We start from the raw sequence: 17,503 nt of genomic DNA, 5'->3' as shown, positions 1-17,503 counted from the left end.
CAGCGTCCATTTTTGATAAGCTCGAAGCTTATCGCCAGAACGCCGCCGCCTGCGTTTCTCTTTCCATTCAACAATGTCAAAGACCCAACCAGCTAACCGGCCCGCCGTTTAACGCCCGGCGACGGCGAGAGCAGCTATTTAGCAGCTCCGAATTCCGTGTCAACAAGTTCTTTTCAGAACCAGTTGGCCATTTTACGTCCGGCCGACGAAGGCGATAAATAAGCGCCTCAACTTTTGCTGTCAATCAAATCCTTTTCAGGAATTGATGCCCGCCTTTACTTGCCGAACCAGCAGGAGAGCGGCGCTTTTACTTTGCATCACCACCCTGTCAACCAAATCTCTATTCGAAATCCGGCCCGTTATTTTCCGCCCAACTCGGCGGGGAGCGGCGATCTACAGACCGACGATCCCGAAGTCAACCACCTCCGAAAAGGCGTCGCGCCACCTCCAAACCAGGAAAATGGCGACAAAGAACCGCCCAGGGCCGCCGAGGGGCTACCCTCCCAGGTCCGAAGCGATTCGATTGGAAGCGCGGAACCTAACCAAAACTCCGCCCGAAAGCAAGAGCCAATAGTGAGTTCGTCAGGCCTTTTGGGCCCGCCGTTCAGCGGAGGGCGGCTTATAGGTCCACGCCCGCCGTCACGCAAGCGTCATTCGCATCGAGTCTGCGATCAGCCCGCGGAGATGTATTGCTTCAGGCTCTGGGCCTCGGCGACGCTCTCGGCGATCTTGGATTTCACCAGGTCGCCGATGGAGATCAGGCCGATCAGCCGCTCGCCTTCGCAGACCGGCAGGTGACGGATGCGCCGGTCGGTCATGCGGCTAAGCAGGGAGTCCACCGTTTCGGTCTGCTCCGCGAAGATGACGTCGCGGGTCATCACCGCTTCGACCGAATGGGACAGGGCGGCCGCGCCGTCGGCGGCCACGGTGCGCACCACGTCGCGCTCGGAGAAGATGCCCACCACCTTGTCGTGGGCGTCCAGCACCACCAGGGCGCCGACCCGACGCTGATGCAGGAGCGCGACCGCATCGGAGACCTTCTCGTCGGGCGCGATCGTGAAGACCAGATCGCCCTTGGCCTTGAGGATTTCGGTGATCAGCATGGCGTCTCTCTCCGTGCGCGCACGTTGGCTGGCGCGCGTTGACAAGGAGGGTCTCGCAAACCGGGGGCGCCGGCAACCTTGCACCCGAATCAACACCTCGGGTGCGATAGGGGTTTCATCGACGCCAGCCGGACAAGGCCCCGGCGGCGCGCGCGATCGATCCGATCAGCAGCAGACCCGCAGCATAGCCGAACAGGTGCGCCTCCCACGCCACCGGCTGGCTCCCCTGCCCCACATCCAGACCGGTGAAGGCGATCAGCAGATTCACGACGACCCAGCCCAACCCCATGCTGATCACGGTGCGGCTGAGGAAGGGCGCCAGTCCCGGCCGACGGTCCACCAGTCGCGAGGCGGCGCCCATCAGCCCAGAGATCGCGCCCGACGCCCCCACCAGCACGTCCGGCGATCCCCACGTCACCAGGGCGAAGCCGAGGCTGCCGAGCACCCCGCATAAGAGATAGAAGACGAAGAAGCCGACCACGCCGCGCGCGCTGGGGCCGAACAGCCGCACCACGGGCGCGCCGAAGGCCAGTGCGCCGACCGCGTTGAGCCCCGCATGCGCCCAACCGCCGTGCACGAACAGCGCGGTGACAAGTCCGCTCCAGCGTCCCACACGCAGGTCCGCAGGCGAAAAGCCCAGAAGCCGCACCGCAGCTTCGGAATTTCCGCTGAAGCTCTGCAGGGCGTAGCCGCCCAGGATCGCCGCAACGATCGCCAGCAGCGGCCAGGGCGCGTTCAGGAACGGCTCACGCCGCGGAGGAGCGTCGTATTGGGTCGGGGACAGTCTCGGCCTCCAGGGCGAATGAACCCGCAGATGCGGCGCGGGTCCGATTTTGCGCAACCCCCTCGCCTCACGATCACGACAATAGGTCGTCAAGCTTACCCATTATTTACATTGGTCTGTTTTGTTTCCGCACAATCCGGAAGGTCGGCGCGCGCTTCGGCGTGATTCGCCCCTCCGATTCGGAGCTCGGGTCGGCGCCATGCCGGCTCGCCTTCGAGTAGAGTTTCGGAGCGAGCCGCGATGCATAGACATAGAGCCGTCGCCCGCCGCGCCTGCCGGATCGCGAGCCTCGCCGGCCTAGCGGGCGTGGCGGTGCTGGTCGCGGCCAGCGCGGTCCAGGCGCAGAGTGCGTCGAGCACCCTGTCGGCCTTCAAGGCGGGCTACGGCGGAACAGGCCTCAGCGGCTTCGAACAGCCGGTCAACGTCAATACCCGCGACGCCAACGGCAACCTGGTGATCACCGACGGCGTGATCCAGGCGGGTTCGGACAACAGCGTGTTCAGCCACGTCATGGTCGGCGGGGCCAGCGACACCTTTTCCGGGGCCGGGGCGCTCGGTAGCGCCACTGCGATCGGCAACAACCTGAGCGTCAACGTCTCGGGCAACTACAACACCGTCGTGGTCAACTCCAACCAGACCAATACCGGCTCGATATCCGCGACGACGACCCTGAACGGGAAGGTGAACCTCGATGGCGGCCAATAGCATCATCGCCAAGACCCCGGAGGCCAGGACCTCCGGCGTCGGCGCCTTCGGGCGGCGGTCCAGGCTCGTCGCCATGGCGAGCGTCGCCGCTGTGGTCCTGTCTGGGTGCGTGTCCCCGGTCGCCGGTCGCAACGGCAACTACGCCAGTCCCATCGGGGACGCGCCGGTGACCGCCAACCCGACCCCGTACTCCGCCGCCCTGGTGTGCCTGTCGCAATACGCCCAGCACTATGGCGTGCGTGCGCCGCGGATCGCGGTCGGCCGGATCGCCGACTACACCGGCAAGGCCGAGGACAACGGCGGACGCGAGATCACGCAGGGCGCCTCGCTGATGGCGATCTCGGCCCTGGCCAAGGCCGGCGCGCCGCTGGTCGAGCGCTACGACACCAGCGTGTCGGAGCTCGAACTCAAATACGCCAACAACAAGCTGATCTCCGACACGCCCGAGGGGCCGAACACGGCGGGTCCGGACGGGCCCCAGCCCTATCGCAAGATCATGGCCGGACAGGTGCCGGGCTCCGACTTCTACCTGGTCGGCGGCATCACCGAGCTGAACTACAACATCCGCTCCTCGGGCCTGGACGCCCAGGGCGGCAAGCAGGACGCCACCAAGGGCACCGGCGTCGCCACCGGCCAGCTCTACGTCATGAACGTCGGCATCGACCTGCGCCTGGTCGAGACCAAGACCATGGAAGTGGTCGACGTGGTCTCCTACCAGAAGCAGATCGTCGGCCGGCAGGTGGGCCTCGGGCTGTTCAGCTTCTTCGGCAGCAACGTCATCGACGTCTCGGCCGGCGAAGGCGGCCTGGAGCCGATCCAGCTCGCCGTCCGCTCGATGGTCGAACGCTCCGTGCTGGAGATGATGGCCAACCTCTATGGCGCGCCAGGCCCCCAGGCCTGCCTGGCGAACGGCGCCGACCCGGTGGGTCCGCCCACCACGACCGGCCTCACCGGCGGCTTCTATCCCGCCTACAACAACCTGGATCAGAACAATGGGCAGACGCGCGAAGAGCCTAATCGCTGGGACGCCCATCGCGATCTTGGCGTCCCTGTCGCTCTGCGGGGCCGCTACTAGCCAGACCGCCTCCACGGGCAGCCAGGCGCTCAACACCCAGATCCAGCTCGGCGACGTGATCGCCGGGCAGACCCTCGATGTGCAGAGCGCCTCCAACGGCGCCACGCTGGCGGCCACCGCGGTCGGCAACAGCGCCACGGCCGTCGGCCAGGGCGGCGCCGTCGACTTCGAGTCGAACCAGCAGATGAGCGGGACCACAGCGGCCCAGAGCAATCCGTCGGTGAACGGCGACGCGGGCCCGACCTTCGTCACCGCCACCTCGGCGACCGGCAACAACGCCACGTCCGGCACCACAGGCGCGGCGGCGACGGGGAACACCGAACAGGTCGACAACGGTCCCGGGACCAGCGCGACCACCTTCGCCAACCTCGGCGGCTACGCCGACATCAGCTCGGCTTCCAGCACCGCGGTCGGCAACACCCAGGCCTGGACCGTCTCGGACGGATCGCTGAACGCGACCTCCACCCAGTCCAACACCGGCGTCACCCACAGCGAGACCGATGTGGCGGCCAACGGATCGGGCACGGCGACCTACACCGCCACCTCGGTCGGCAACGACGTGGAGGCCTCCACCACCAACTCGCCGGTGACGCTGAGCATCTCCCAGAGCCAGACCGGCGCCTCCACCGACGCCGCGGTGTTCGCCACCCAGAACAACGCCGGCAACTTCACCACCGCGGCCACGGCGACGGGCAACAACGCCAATATCGTCTCCGACAGTTATGGCACGTCGGTGGGCGCGACCCAGGACAACGCCGGCGCGGTCACAGCCACCGCCAACGGCACGATCGGCGCCTGGTCCGGGACGGCGGCCAGCGCCGCCTACGGCGTGGGCAACTCGGTGCTGGTCTCCAACGCGGGCTCCTACACCGGCGTGGCCAACGACCAGACCAACGAGGGCGCCATCACCATCAACGCCAGCCTGCTCAGCAGCGCCGGCGGCGGGGCCGGAAGCGCGGCGTCGGTGAGCGCGACCGGCGTCGGCAACGCAGTGTCGGCCTACGCCTGCGCGACCTGCAACGGTACGCTGGCGATCAAGAACAGGCAGGTGAACTCCGGATCGGTGCACACCACCGCCACCACCAGCACCTTCGGCGTCAACTCGGTGTCGAGCTCCTCCAGCGCCATCGGCAACACGGCGACCTTCGACGTGGTGGGCGGCAGCAACTAGGCGCAGAGCGAGGCCAGACGCCGCAACCCCATCGTCCGCACGTAAAAAGGCCTGAATCCACAGTGACCCAAGACGTCGGGCGCCACTTCCGCGCGTACCCCGCCGCCTAGGATTTCGATGAGCCGTTCCTTCCGACTGGCGCTGATCGCGAGCGCGACCCTGGGCTTCACCGGGCTCACCTTCGCCGCCCCGGCGCTCGCCCAGCCGACGGTCCCATCCTTCGACCGGCGCGATCATGTCTGGCCACAGAGCTACAGCGACCTGCCGGCCGATCCATCGATCGTGTTCGGCATCCTGCCCAACGGGATGCGCTACGCCATCCAGCACAACGAGACGCCCAAGGGCCAGGTGTCGCTGCGCCTGCGCATCGGCTCCGGCTCGCTGGAGGAACGCGACGACCAGCAGGGCCTCGCCCACGTGCTGGAGCACATGGCCTTCAAGGGCACGCCGCATGCGCCCGGCCCCGACTCGATGGTCAAAATCCTGCAGCGCCTGGGCCTGGCCTTCGGCGCCGACACCAACGCCTCGACCGGCGACACCGAGACCGTCTACCAGTTCGACCTGCCCCACAACGACCAGGCCACGGTCGGCCAGGGCCTGCTGCTGCTGCGCGAGATCGGCGGCGAGCTGCTGCTGAAGCCCGACGCGCTGGAGCCCGAACGCGGCGTGGTGCTGTCGGAGGAACGACTGCGCGACACCCCCGACTATGAGACGATGAAGGCGCGGCTCGGCTTCCTACTCAAGGGCCAGCTGGCCGCCGACCGCCTGCCGATCGGCAAGGTGAAGATCGTCCAGACCGCTCCGGTCAGCCTGATCCGGGAGTTCTACCGCGCCAACTATCGTCCCGACCGCGCCACCCTGATCATCGCCGGCGATATCGATCCCGCCGCCATGAAGCGCGAGATCGAGGCCCGCTTCTCGGACTGGAAGCCGGTCGGTCCCGAAGTCCCCGCACCCGATCTGGGCGCACCTGTTTCGCGCGGGACGACCGCCCAGCTGGTGGTCCGCAACGGCGCCGAGCCTTCGATCACCGTGGACTGGGTCCAGCCCTTCGACACCACGCCCGACAGCGAGGCCAAGCAGCGGCGCGACCTGATCCGCAGCCTGGCCTTCGCCGCGCTGAACCGCCGCTACGCCCGCATCGCCCACGCCCCGAGCCCGCCGTTCCTGAGCGCGGGGGCCGGGTTGGGGAATTTCGAGCGCTCCGCCCACGTGACCCGCCTCAACGTGACGTTCCGTTCGAAGGACTGGCGCCAGGCGATGGACGCGGCGGTGCAGGTCCAGCGCCAGGCCCTGCAGTACGGCTTCTCGAAGGCCGAACTGGAGCGGGAAATCACCGAAGCCGGCGTCGCCTTCCGCAACGCCGCCGCCGGCGCCTCCACCCGCCTCACCCCGGCCCTGGCCAACGAGTTGACGCGGGTGGTCGACGAACAGGAGGTCGAGACCTCGCCCGCCGAGGACCTGTCGCTGTTCCAGCGCTTCACCCAGGGCCTGACGCCGGCCGATCTCAACGCCGCCCTGCACGACGTGTTCACGGGCTCCGGCCCGCTGGTCTCCATGGTCACGCCCGATGCGCCGGACGGCGGCGAAGGCGCCTTGGCCCTAGCCTTCCATGCAACGGAGACGCACCCGGTCGAACTTCCGGAGGCGCTCGCCGCCAAGCGCTGGACCCACACCGACTTCGGGCCCGCCGGCAAGGTGGTTGAGCGGCGCGAGGCGACCGATCTGGGCGTGACCTTCGTGCGGTTCGCCAACGGCGTGCGCCTGACGGTGAAGCCCACCGCCTTCACCAAGGACCAGGTGCTGGCGGCGGTCTATTTCGGACATGGGCGGCTGGCCGAGCCGCTGGATAGGCTGAGCCTGTCCTGGGCCGACTCCGCCTTCATCGCCGGGGGCCTATCGGACCTGTCCTCCGAAGACCTGCAACAGGTCCTGGCCGACAAGACCTACTCGGTCGGCTTCGGCGTGCAGGACGACGCCTTCCTGCTGAACGGCGCGACCCGGCCCAAGGACCTGGACCTACAGCTCCAGGTGCTGGCCGCCTATATGACCCATCCCGGCTGGCGGCCCGAGGCGTTCGATCGCGCGCGCAACATGATCGCGGTGGCCCTGCGACAGGTTCCTTCCACGCCCCAAGGCGTAGAGGCGCTGGAACTGCCGGCGCTGGAGCATTCCGGCGATCCCCGTTGGGCGTGGCCGACGCTGGAGCAGCTTCCCGACACCCGGCTCGACCAACTCAAGGCCCTGCTGCAGCCGGCCTTGGAGCAGGGCGAGATCGAGGTGGTGCTGACCGGCGACGTGACGGTGGACCAGGCGATCCAGCAGACCGCCGCCACCTTCGGCGCCCTGCCGCCGCGCGCGGCGACCCCCGTCGCCTCGGATCAGGCGCGGATACGCTTCCCTGCGCCGACGCCCGATCCGGTGCTGCGCCTGCACCACGGACGCGCCGACCAAGCCGAGGCCTACATCGCGTGGCCCACGCCGGACCTGTTGTCGGACACCCAGCGGTCGCGGCGGATCAACATGGTCGGTCAGGTGCTGGAACTGCGGCTGACCGACAAGATCCGGGTCGAGCAGGGCGCCACCTATTCGCCCAGCGCCGGCGCCAGCGAATCGGACACCTTCCCCGACTACGGCGCGATCTACGCCAGCGTCGAAATCCCGCCGACCAAGGTCGCGGGCTTCTACACCGACGTGCAGCAGATCTCCGAAAGCCTGCGCGCCAAGGGCATCACCGACGACGAACTGGCGCGGGCGACGCGTCCCCGGATCGAAGCCATCGAGAAGGGCCAGCAGACCAACGGCTACTGGCTGGCCATGCTGCACAAGGCCCAGACGGACCCCCGGCGGCTCGAGCTCATCCGCAGCTCGATCCCCGGCTATCGCAAGATGACCGTGGACGACGTCAACGCCGCCGCACGCGCCTACCTGATCGACGACAAGGCGTGGCGGTTCGAGGTCAAGCCCGCGGATTCCAGCGCGGCGACCGAGGCGGCTTCACCGGCGACGCCCTCAACTGCGAAGCCCTCAACTGCAAAGCCATGAGCCCGAAGGACGCTTGACCGCCTTGCCTCATCCGGGCGGCGGCTCTAGTCCTTGATCGATGACCGCCCCGTCCCGCCCGATGTCCCGTCCGATCATCGCGCCCTCGATCCTGTCGGCGGATTTCGCCCGGCTGGGCGAGGAGGCGCGCGCCATCGAAGCCGCCGGCGCCGACTGGCTGCATGTGGACGTGATGGACGGGAGCTTCGTACCGAACATCACCATCGGGCCGCCGGTGATCAAGGCGCTGCGACCGCTGGTTTCTATCCCGTTCGACGTCCACCTGATGATCGCGCCCGCCGATCCCCACTTGGAAGCGTTTCGCGCCGCCGGCGCTGATCTGATCAGCATCCACCCCGAATCCGGCCCGCACCTGAACCGCTCGCTGAAGCGCATCCGCGAGCTGGGCGCCAAGGCGGGCGTGGTGTTCAACCCATCGACGCCGGTGGAGACGGTGGAATTCATGCTGGAGGACATCGACCTGCTGCTGGTCATGTCGGTGAACCCCGGCTTCGGCGGCCAGAGCTTCATGGGCTCCCAGCTCGCCAAGGTCGAGCGGTTGCGCACCATGGTGGAGCGGGCGGGGCTGGACATCATCGTCGAGGTCGACGGCGGCGTGACCGCCGACAACGCGCGTCGCTGCGTGGATGCGGGCGCGACCGCGCTGGTCGCGGGCACCGCCGTGTTCAAAGGCGGTCCTGAAGCCTACGCCCGCAACATCGAAGCGCTGAAGGACGCCCGCCTCCATGGCGCCGCCGCAGGCCCGGCGCCGGCGTCCTGACCCATGACGCCGCGCCCTCTCCAAGGCCAGGGCGGCGCCCCGTCTGCGCCCTTGCCGCTGGCGCTGGCGGCGGCGGCCGAAACGATTCGCCAAAGGCTGGCCGATGAATGGCGGGGCCTGGGCGTCGGGCGTCGGCGTCCCGCCCGCTCGCGCAATCTGAAACTGATCGCCACGCCCCGCGACTTCCGCCCCACCAATCCCGAGGTCGGCCGCGCCCTGATCGCCGGCCGCTTCCTGCTGGCGGGGGCGGAGTTGGACGTCGGCCCCGGCGGCGATCCCTGGGACCGGGTCAGCCCGACCCGCCGCTTCGCCGTGGAGCTGCACCGCTTCGCCTTCCTGCCGGACCTCGTCGCCTGCGGCGCGACCGGCGCGAAGGAAGGGCTACGCCTGTTCCTGGAATGGCGGCGCGCTTTCGGAAAGCCGGACGCCTTCGCCTGGGGGCCGGCCGTGCTCGAGCGGCGGGTGTTCAACCTGGCCTGCGCGGCGCGGCGGCTGAGCGCGGTCGCTTCCGACGTGGAGGCGATGGAACTGTTCACCGCCCTGCTGCATCAGGCCGATTACCTGTTGAGCCTGGGCGCAGCGCCCACGCGCGCGGCCGAGCGGGCGGCGGCGGCGGCGCTGACGGCCTCCGCCCTGAACAGCGCCCCGGCCGAGCGGCTACTGGCCCAGAGCCTGAAGCGGCTCTCCAGCGACCTGCAGCAGGCGGTGCTGGGGGACGGCGGCCACCGGACCCGTTCGCCCCAGGCCGGCTTGGAACTGCTGTTGGACCTGCTCTCCCTCGACGATCTCCTGCTCCAGCGCGGTCGCGAGGCGCCTCTGGCCATGGTCAACGCCATGGACCGGCTGAGCGCCGCCGCGCGCTTCCACACCCTGGCCGATGGACGGCTCGCCAGCTTCCATGGCGGAGAGGCGGTCGCGCCCGAGCGGGTGCGGGCGGTCATGAGCGAGGAGGGCTCCGACGCTCCTCCCCCCGTCCACGCCCCCCACAGCGGGTATCACCGCCTGTCCGGCCCCAACCTGCAGGTGATGGTGGACGCCGGTCCGCCGGCGGAGGGACCTTGGAGCCTGACCGCTTGCGGCCAGCCTCTAGCGCTGGAGATCCTGGCCGGAACCGACCGTCTGTTCGCCAACGGCGGCTGGAGCCCCGATGCGGCGGGCCCGCAGGCCATGCGGCTGAGCGCGGCCGCCAACACCGCCGCGGTGGGGCGCGGCTCGGCCGGGTGGCCGCTGACGGGCTTCCTCGCCCGCGCGCTCGGGCCACGCCTGATCTACGGGGCGCAGACGGTCCAGTCGCATCGCGAGGAGAACGAGGCCGGCGTCTGGCTGGAGATGTCCCACGACGGCTGGCACAGGCCGTTCGGCCTGACCCATGCGAGGCGGCTGTTCGTCGATCGCACCGGCGACGAGCTGCGCGGCGAAGACGTCTTCACCCCCATTTCAGAAGGCGCCCGGCCCAAGGCGGCGACCTTCACGGTGCATTTCCACCTTTTCCCGGGCGTTCAAGCGTCGGTGGCGCGCGACGGACGCAGCGTGATCCTGCGCGGGCCGTCCGACCGAGGCTGGTGGTTCCGCAACGACGCCGCCCAGGTCTCGCTTGAAGCCTCCGTCTGCTTTATCGACGGCCAACCCCGGCGCACCCAGCAGGTGGCCCTGCAATCCGACATCCCGCTGGACGGTCCCGCGCGGATGCGCTGGAAATTGACCCCCATCGACCCGCCGCTGCCGAAGGCCAAGGCCGCCAGGGCCGAAGCCGCTCTCGATCCGATGCCGGAGATGCTGGCGTGAGCCGACCGACTTCGCGGGAAAACGCCGCGCGCCTGACGCCTTGGCTGGTGCTGACGCACGACCTGCTCTGGGCGGCGGCGGTGATGTCCGGCGTCCTGGCGGTGCGCTATCACGTCGAGGGTAAGCCGCTGCCCGACCATCTGCTTAGCCACACCACCGCCTGGTTCACCGCCGTCTGCGCGGTGGTGTTCCTGGCCTTTCGCCAGCACCGCACGATGTGGCGCTTCACCGCCCTGAACGAGGTGGTCAAGCTGGCCCAGGCGGTGATCGTGGCCAACCTGATCCTGCTGCCGATCCTGTTCGCGGTGGATCGGGCGCAGGACTTTCCCCGCTCCACGCCCCTGGTTGTGGCTCCGGTGCTGACGGCGGCCCTGGCCTTCGGGCGGGTGCTGGCCCACGCCCTGGCGCATGGCGACATCGGCGCGCCGTTTCGCTTCCAGGACCGTTCGCGTCCCCCCGCGGTGGCGGTCGGTTCGGCCAAGGCCCTGTCGGCCTATCTGAAGAGCCGGCGTCGCAACGCCGCCCAGCGGATCGCGGGCCTGGTGACGCTGGACGGGGCGCCGTTCGGACGCACCATCCATGGGGTCGAGGTGCTCGGCGACCTGCGCCGCCTGACGTCGATCCTGAAGGCCGTCGGTGCGGCCGAGGATCGCGAACCCCAGCTGGTGCTCACCGAACCTCGTCCCGGTCGCGAACTGATGGAGGCGGTGGTCTCGGCCGCCGGTGAGGCCGGAGCCCGCGTCGTGCGCGTGCGCGGCGAGCGCAGCGGCGGAGGCGTGGTCGCCGTGGACGCGGTCGACCTACTCGACCGTCCGCCCCGCAACCTCGATCCCGAACGGGTCCGCAACCTGATCGCGGGCAAGCGGGTGCTGGTTACGGGCGCTGGCGGCACCATTGGTTCGGAGCTGACCCGCCAGGCGCTGAAGCTCGAACCGGAGCGGATGATCCTGCTCGATGCGTCGGAGTTCAATCTCTACGCCATCGACCAGGCGCTGCGGGAGGAAGGCTATCCCGCCATCTGGAGCGTCGAACTCGGCGACGTGCGCGACGTGAAGCGCCTGGAGGAGCTGTTCGCGCGCGAGCGGCCGGACGTGGTGCTCCACGCCGCCGCCTTGAAGCACGTGCCGCTGATGGAGCTGAACCCCGCCGAGGCGGTGCTGACCAACCTGGGGGGAGCCTTGAACGTGGCCCGCCTGGCGCGCGACCACTGCGAGGCCATGGTGTTCATCTCCACCGACAAGGCGGTGAACCCGACCAACGTGATGGGCGCCACCAAGCGCGTGGCCGAACGCGCCGTACAAGCGGCCACGTGCGGCGGCTCTGTCCGCACGGCGGTGGTGCGCTTCGGAAACGTCCTGGGTTCGACCGGCTCGGTGGCGCCGCTGTTCGAGCGTCAGATCGCGCGGGGGGGGCCGATCACCGTCACCCATCCGGACATGGAGCGCTTCTTCATGACCGTGCAGGAGGCCTCGAGCCTGGTGCTCCAGGCCGCCTCCCTGCCTCAACCCGGCGATGCGGGAAGCGTCTATGTCCTGGACATGGGCGAGCCGGTGAAGATCGACCATCTCGCCCGCCAGATGATCCAGCTCCACGGCCTGCAGCCCGGCGATGACATCGAGATCGTCTATACGGGTCTGCGCCCCGGCGAGAAGCTGTTCGAGGAGATCTTCTACGACGCCGAGACTGTCCGCCCGACCGAGATCGACGGCGTGCTGTCGGCCTACGATCCGGCGCCGGACTGGTCAGATTTAGCCGGCCCGATCGACGCCCTGCTCGCCGCCGCCGTGGCGCGCGACGAAACACGGGTGCTGGCCGAGCTGCAGGCGCTGGAGCCAGCGTTCCAGCGGACCTGAGAATTGACCCGCGGTAAGAGACACGCCCGGCGCGGCGCTTCCCAAGATCTCGGATCAATACAGCAAAGTGCGCGAAGATCTCACCTGAACCCTGCCTGAACAGTGCAGACGCAAGGAATCCGAATCATACAACAAATGCGTGAAATTCGTTGCGCGTATTGGCTTCATCCGCGATAGCCATCCAGGTTGCAGCGCGACTCACACCGATTCGAGGGAACTGACCGGCTCAAGTCATCGTTGTCTGCGAGCTTAACCATGCTGTCGGGGAAAGAAGTCAAAGAGGCGACCATGAAAAAGCTGATCCTATCCGCGGTTCTTGCCGCCACCACCCTCGCCGCCGCCGGCGCCGCCGTGGCCCAGCCGCCGCCGCCGGGCTGGCGCGGTCCGCACTACTTCTGGAACGGCCAGCACTACCATCACCGCGCCTGGGGTCCCTGGGACGCGCATCATCATCGGGCCTACCGTTACTGGTAAGGTCTAGCCTCTCCGAGGCGAGGTGATTCAAGGCGCTCCGGCCCAGGTCGGGGCGCCTTTTGCTTGGACCACGCCTTTTCCTTGCGTCGCCCAGGACCCCTGCTTATTTTCCGCCGCCTCGCATGACTGGCGCTTGAGGTGGGTCCACCACCGGGGAGTGCGGGGGACGATCGCCGCGCGCCTGGGCTCCAAGCCATTCCCCGCCAGGAGACCGCCCTTGCCCGCCGCCCCCGACTATCCGCCCACGCCCGACCATGTGGCCATCAAGCGCGCCCTGATCTCGGTGTCCGACAAGACCGGCCTGATCGAGGCGGCCAAGGCGCTGCACGACCTGGGCGTGGAGTTGATCTCCACCGGCGGCACCCGCGCCGCCATCGCCGCCGCCGGCCTGCCGGTGAAGGATGTGTCGGATCTGACCGGCTTTCCCGAGATGATGGACGGACGGGTGAAGACCCTGCACCCCATCGTCCATGGCGGCCTGCTCGGCGTGCGCGACGCCCCTTCCCACGCCGAGGCCATGCAGGCACACGGCATCGGCGGCATCGACCTGCTGTATGTGAACCTCTACCCGTTCGAGGCCACCGTCGCCTCGGGCGCCAATTTCGATACGGCGGTCGAGAACATCGACATCGGCGGTCCCGCCATGATCCGCTCCGCCGCCAAGAACCACGGCTATGTCGCCGTCTGCACCGATCCCGAGGCCATGGCCGAAGTGGTCGCCGCCCTGAAGGCCGAGGGCGCGACCTCGCTGGAGCTACGCCGCAGCCTGGCCGCCCGCGCCTACGCCCGCACCGCCGCCTACGACGCCGCCATCGGCGCCTGGTTCGCCGGCCAGGTCGGCGAGATGTTCCCCGCCCGCAAGTCGATCTCGGGCGAGCGGGTGCAGCAGATGCGCTACGGCGAGAACCCGCACCAGGCGGCGGCCTTCTACCGCACCTCCACCTCTCGTCCCGGCGTGGCGACCACAGTCCAGCGTCAGGGCAAGGCGCTGTCCTACAACAACGTGGCCGACACCGACGCGGCGTTCGAACTGGTGGCGGAGTTCGACCCGGCCCAGTCCGCCGCCGTGGCCATCATCAAGCATGCCAACCCCTGCGGCGTCGCGGTCGGCGCAACACTGGAGGAAGCCTATCGCCGGGCGCTGCAGTGCGATCCGGTCTCGGCCTTCGGCGGCATCGTAGCGCTGAACCGGCGGCTAGATGCGGCGGCGGCCCGCGCCATCGTCGACATCTTCACCGAGGTGGTGATCGCCCCCGAGGCCGACGACGAGGCGGTGGAGATCTTCGCCGCCAAGAAGAACCTGCGCCTGCTGACCACCGGCGGCCTGCCCGATCCGCTGGCGGCGGCCGAGGTGTTCCGCTCGGTGGCCGGCGGCTTCCTGGTTCAAGGGCGCGACACCGCCCGTATCGGCGCCGCCGACCTGAAGATCGTCACCAAGCGCCAGCCCACCGACACCGAGGTGGCCGACATGCTGTTCGCCTTCACCGTGGCCAAGCACGTCAAGTCCAACGCCATCGTCTACGCCAAGAACGGCCAGACCGCCGGCATCGGCGCCGGCCAGATGAACCGCCGGGACTCCGCCCGCATCGCCGCCATCCGCGCGCGCGAAGCCGCCGAGACCGCAGGCCTGCCCGGCTCGCTGGCGGACGGCTCGGCCTGTGCGTCGGAAGCCTTCTTCCCCTTCGCCGACGGGTTGATCCAGGCGATCGAGGGCGGGGCGACGGCGGTGATCCAGCCCGGCGGCTCGATCCGCGACGCCGAGGTGATCGCCGCCGCCGACGAGCGGGGGATCGCCATGGCGTTCACAGGGGTGCGGGTGTTCCGGCACTAGGGGCGGAGCGGCGCCTCGCCCTGAGGGAACGGGGCGGCCGCTTACAAAGGAAAGAGGTCTGACGATCTTGCTCCCGAGCGGGTTTCGTCCGATCACATTGGGGAACTTTAGCGCGTCCGTTGGGGAGAGACCGCATGATCCGGCTGCACGGCTATTACCGCTCCTCGGCGGCGTTCCGGGTGCGTGCGGCATTGGCGCTGAAAGGCCTGGCGTTCGAACTCGTCCCCCATCACCTGCGCAAGGGCGAGCAACGGGCGGCGGACTACATGCAGCTCCAGCCCCAGGGCCTGGTGCCGGCGCTGGAGATCGACGGCCATGTGCTGATCCAGTCGATGGCCATCATCGAATACCTGGACGCCACCCGCCCCGAACCGCCGCTGCTGCCCAAGGACGAGGCCGGCCGCGCGCGGGTGCGAGGCTTGGCGCAGCTGGTGTCATGCGACATCCACCCGGTCGACAATCTGCGGGTGCTGAACCGCCTGCGGCGTGAGCTCGGCCAGCCGGAACCGGAGGTGGTCGCCTGGTACAATCACTGGATCGCCGAGGGCTTCGAGGCGCTGGAAAAGCTGCTGGCCGGGAGCCCGGACACCGGCCGCTTCTGTCATGGCGACGCGCCGGGACTGGCCGATCTGTGCCTGGTCCCCCAGGTGGTCAACGCAGGCAATTTCAAGCTCGACCTCGCGCCCTACCCGACCATCCGGCGCATCCACGCCGCCTGCCTCGCCCTGCCGGCGTTCGAGCAGGGGATGCCGCACAACCAACCCGACTCAGAACCGCCTGCAGGTTGAGCGCAGTGGCGAGGTCGGCGATGTCGGAGCATAGTCCCCCCATGTTCGATCCTACCGAGGCCCTGCCCGATCTGGATGTCACTGACCTGGGGACGCTGTACAAGCGACCCGGTTTTCTCATGCGGCGCGCGCATCAGATTTCCGTGTCGATCTTCATGGATGAGACCGCTGCGACGGGCGTCACCACCACCCAATACGGATTGATGTACATCCTGCGGGCCCGGCCGGGACTGGACCAGATCAGTCTGGCCAAGCTGATCGGCCTGGATCGCTCCACCACTGGCCTGGTGCTCGGCAAGCTGGAGCGTGGCGGCCTGGTCGTGCGCCGGGCGTCGCAGAACGATCGGCGGCGCAAGGAGCTGGCGCTGACCCCTGAGGGCGAGGCGCTGCTCATCGCGCTCGCGGGTCCCGTCGAGCGCGCGCAGGAAAAGGTCATGACGCCCTTCACCGAGGAAGAACGCCTGCAGTTCCTTTCCCTGCTGAACAAGTTCGTCACCGCCTATAACGGCGTGGTGCGCGCGCCGCTCACACCGGAATAGGCGCACAAGGCGTTTCCAAGCCCTCTCCACACCCGCTCATCCCCCACCAGGCTGGGAACGAGCGGGCGGACAGTGATGAAGGCGTCCGATTCGAGACGCTAGCCGCGATAGATCGGCGCCCCGGACGGCGCGCCCGTGACGCCGCCGTCGACCGTCAGCTCGATCCCCATGATGCTGGACGCGTCGTCGGAGGCTAGGAACAGCACCGCCTTGGCGACCTCTTCGGGCGTGTTGAACCGGCCCAGCGGAATGCTATGCTTCAACCGCTCCTCCACCACCGAGGTCGCTCCGGGTCCCCCCGTCCCCTCCCAGATCGGCGTGCGGGTGCCGCCGGGCGTGATCACGTTCACGCGGATTCCGCGCGGAGCCAGTTCCGAGACCATCACCTTGGCCATCGCGTTCACGCCGCCCTTGGTGGCGGAATAGGCGGCCAGGCCCGGCGCGCCGATGGTGGCGGTGACCGAGCCGTTCAGGATGACCGAGGCGCCCGCCTTCAGATACGGAAGTGCGGCCTGCACGGTGAAGAACACACCGGTGAGATTGGTGCGCAGGATAGACTCGAACACCGCGAGCTGGGTCTGGCCGACCGGCGTCGGTGCGGCGAACCCCGCGTTGGCGAAGACGATGTCTAGGCCGCCGAGACGCTTCACCGCCTCCGCGACCGCCGCTTCGGTCGCCGCCACATCCCCCGCGTCCGCCTGGATGGTCACCAGGTCGGGACCGAGGGCGGCGGCGGCTTCGTCCAGCTTGGCCTGGTCGCGGCCGGTGATGGCGACCCGCGCGCCCTCGGCGATCAGCAGCTTGGCGGTCGCCAGGCCGATGCCGCTGCTCCCGCCCGTGATGAACGCCTTCTTGTCGGTGAACCGCATCTTGGTCTCCATTGCGAATTGGCATATTTAGATTATGATCATAATCCTGATTGTCAATGCAGCACGGAGGCTGACGGATGGGCCACTCACAGGCGGAGAAGACCCAGACCCATGACCGCATCGTGCGGATCGCCGCCGAACGGTTCCGCAAGGCGGGGCTGGAGGGGGTTGGCGTCGCCGACCTGATGAAGAGCGCCGGCCTGACGGTAGGCGGCTTCTACAAACACTTCGGCTCACGCGAGGACCTGGTGATCGAGGCTTTGCAGGAGGCCATGCGCCAGAGCCGCGAGCGCACGAAAACCCTGATGGCCCAGGGAAAACACGGACCGTTCGCGGCCTTGGTGAGGGCCTATCTAAGTCCAGAGCATCGCGATTGTCCCGAAACCGGCTGCCCGGCCGGCGCCCTTTCCGGCGACGCGGCCCGCGGCGGCCCGCGCGAGCAGGAGCTATTCGCCGCCTATATCGACAAGGCTATCGAAGGCGTGAGCGGGATGATCGCCACGCCTGCCCCCGGAAAGGCGCGAGCCCACGCCGTCGCCGCCTACAGCACGCTCGTCGGCGCCCTGATCCTGGCGCGCGCGGTCGGGCCGGGCGCGCTATCCGACGAGCTTCTCAAGACCGCCAGCGATCACCTGATCGCGGCGTTCGGCCCAACCTCGCCGGACTGAGCTAGGCTCCTACAGCGCGCAGGGCCGCATTGGCG

15 protein-coding genes and 1 riboswitch are annotated in these 17,503 nt (G+C 68.6%); of the genes, 12 read left to right on the top strand and 3 right to left on the bottom strand.

Annotation, left to right across the window (positions count from 1 at the left end):
- Positions 1-671: 671 nt before the first annotated feature.
- Together GSQ87_RS19060 and GSQ87_RS19055 are read right to left on the bottom strand one after the other, a co-directional pair.
- Positions 672-1,103 (bottom strand): CBS domain-containing protein, encoded by a 432-nt coding sequence (locus GSQ87_RS19060; RefSeq protein WP_158917177.1) that lies wholly within the window; start codon positions 1,101-1,103, stop codon positions 672-674.
- Between the two features lie 115 nt (positions 1,104-1,218).
- On the bottom strand, positions 1,219-1,944 hold the full coding sequence (locus GSQ87_RS19055) for a rhomboid family intramembrane serine protease (protein ID WP_254063093.1): 726 nt from the start codon (positions 1,942-1,944) through the stop codon (positions 1,219-1,221).
- A gap of 183 nt (positions 1,945-2,127) precedes the next feature.
- Between GSQ87_RS19055 and hfaA the strand changes: the two genes are divergently transcribed.
- The 11 genes from hfaA (at position 2,128) to GSQ87_RS19000 (ending at position 15,931) form a co-directional block, all read left to right on the top strand.
- Positions 2,128-2,592, top strand: coding sequence for a holdfast anchoring protein HfaA (gene hfaA / locus GSQ87_RS19050; protein WP_158917175.1), 465 nt, complete (start codon positions 2,128-2,130; stop codon positions 2,590-2,592).
- Positions 2,593-2,665: 73 nt separating this feature from the next.
- Entirely contained in the window at positions 2,666-3,667 is a 1,002-nt protein-coding gene (hfaB, locus tag GSQ87_RS19045) for a holdfast anchoring protein HfaB (RefSeq protein WP_174241477.1), read from the top strand.
- Complete coding sequence (gene hfaD / locus GSQ87_RS19040; protein ID WP_158917171.1) at positions 3,585-4,838, top strand: holdfast anchor protein HfaD; 1,254 nt, start codon at positions 3,585-3,587, stop codon at positions 4,836-4,838. Before hfaB ends, hfaD begins: the two co-directional genes overlap by 83 nt.
- A gap of 117 nt (positions 4,839-4,955) precedes the next feature.
- Positions 4,956-7,883 carry a pitrilysin family protein gene (locus tag GSQ87_RS19035; protein ID WP_158917169.1) on the top strand — a complete coding sequence of 976 codons (2,928 nt, stop codon included), beginning with the start codon at positions 4,956-4,958 and terminating at the stop codon, positions 7,881-7,883.
- Between the two features lie 79 nt (positions 7,884-7,962).
- Positions 7,963-8,661, top strand: a complete 699-nt coding sequence (rpe, locus tag GSQ87_RS19030) for a ribulose-phosphate 3-epimerase (RefSeq protein WP_158917920.1) — start codon at positions 7,963-7,965, stop codon at positions 8,659-8,661.
- Positions 8,662-8,664: 3 nt separating this feature from the next.
- Positions 8,665-10,446, top strand: coding sequence for a heparinase II/III family protein (locus GSQ87_RS19025; protein WP_158917167.1), 1,782 nt, complete (start codon positions 8,665-8,667; stop codon positions 10,444-10,446).
- Positions 10,443-12,299 (top strand): nucleoside-diphosphate sugar epimerase/dehydratase, encoded by a 1,857-nt coding sequence (locus tag GSQ87_RS19020; protein WP_158917165.1) that lies wholly within the window; start codon positions 10,443-10,445, stop codon positions 12,297-12,299. Before GSQ87_RS19025 ends, GSQ87_RS19020 begins: the two co-directional genes overlap by 4 nt.
- 288 nt (positions 12,300-12,587) lie before the next feature.
- Positions 12,588-12,773 carry a hypothetical protein gene (locus GSQ87_RS19015; RefSeq protein WP_158917163.1) on the top strand — a complete coding sequence of 62 codons (186 nt, stop codon included), beginning with the start codon at positions 12,588-12,590 and terminating at the stop codon, positions 12,771-12,773.
- A gap of 112 nt (positions 12,774-12,885) precedes the next feature.
- Positions 12,886-12,967: riboswitch (ZMP/ZTP riboswitch) on the top strand.
- A gap of 23 nt (positions 12,968-12,990) precedes the next feature.
- The gene (gene purH, locus GSQ87_RS19010) at positions 12,991-14,604 is read left to right on the top strand and encodes a bifunctional phosphoribosylaminoimidazolecarboxamide formyltransferase/IMP cyclohydrolase (protein WP_158917161.1); all 1,614 of its coding nucleotides are present in this window, start codon (positions 12,991-12,993) and stop codon (positions 14,602-14,604) included.
- A gap of 134 nt (positions 14,605-14,738) precedes the next feature.
- The gene (gene maiA / locus GSQ87_RS19005) at positions 14,739-15,392 is read left to right on the top strand and encodes a maleylacetoacetate isomerase (protein WP_158917159.1); all 654 of its coding nucleotides are present in this window, start codon (positions 14,739-14,741) and stop codon (positions 15,390-15,392) included.
- A 41-nt stretch (positions 15,393-15,433) separates the two neighbouring features.
- The gene (locus GSQ87_RS19000) at positions 15,434-15,931 is read left to right on the top strand and encodes a MarR family winged helix-turn-helix transcriptional regulator (RefSeq protein ID WP_158917157.1); all 498 of its coding nucleotides are present in this window, start codon (positions 15,434-15,436) and stop codon (positions 15,929-15,931) included.
- 98 nt (positions 15,932-16,029) lie between these two features.
- Here GSQ87_RS19000 and GSQ87_RS18995 read toward each other — a convergent pair whose 3' ends face one another.
- Positions 16,030-16,800 (bottom strand): SDR family oxidoreductase, encoded by a 771-nt coding sequence (locus tag GSQ87_RS18995; RefSeq protein ID WP_158917155.1) that lies wholly within the window; start codon positions 16,798-16,800, stop codon positions 16,030-16,032.
- Positions 16,801-16,877: 77 nt separating this feature from the next.
- Here GSQ87_RS18995 and GSQ87_RS18990 point away from each other — a divergent pair, with 77 nt between their 5' ends.
- Positions 16,878-17,468 carry a TetR/AcrR family transcriptional regulator gene (locus tag GSQ87_RS18990; RefSeq protein ID WP_158917153.1) on the top strand — a complete coding sequence of 197 codons (591 nt, stop codon included), beginning with the start codon at positions 16,878-16,880 and terminating at the stop codon, positions 17,466-17,468.
- Positions 17,469-17,503 lie beyond the last annotated feature (35 nt).

The organism is Caulobacter sp. S45 (genome assembly GCF_009765965.1).
Lineage (GTDB): Bacteria > Pseudomonadota > Alphaproteobacteria > Caulobacterales > Caulobacteraceae > CAHJWH01.
Note: the sequence above shows the minus strand (reverse complement) of the source record. Positions and strands in the feature narration are given on the sequence as shown.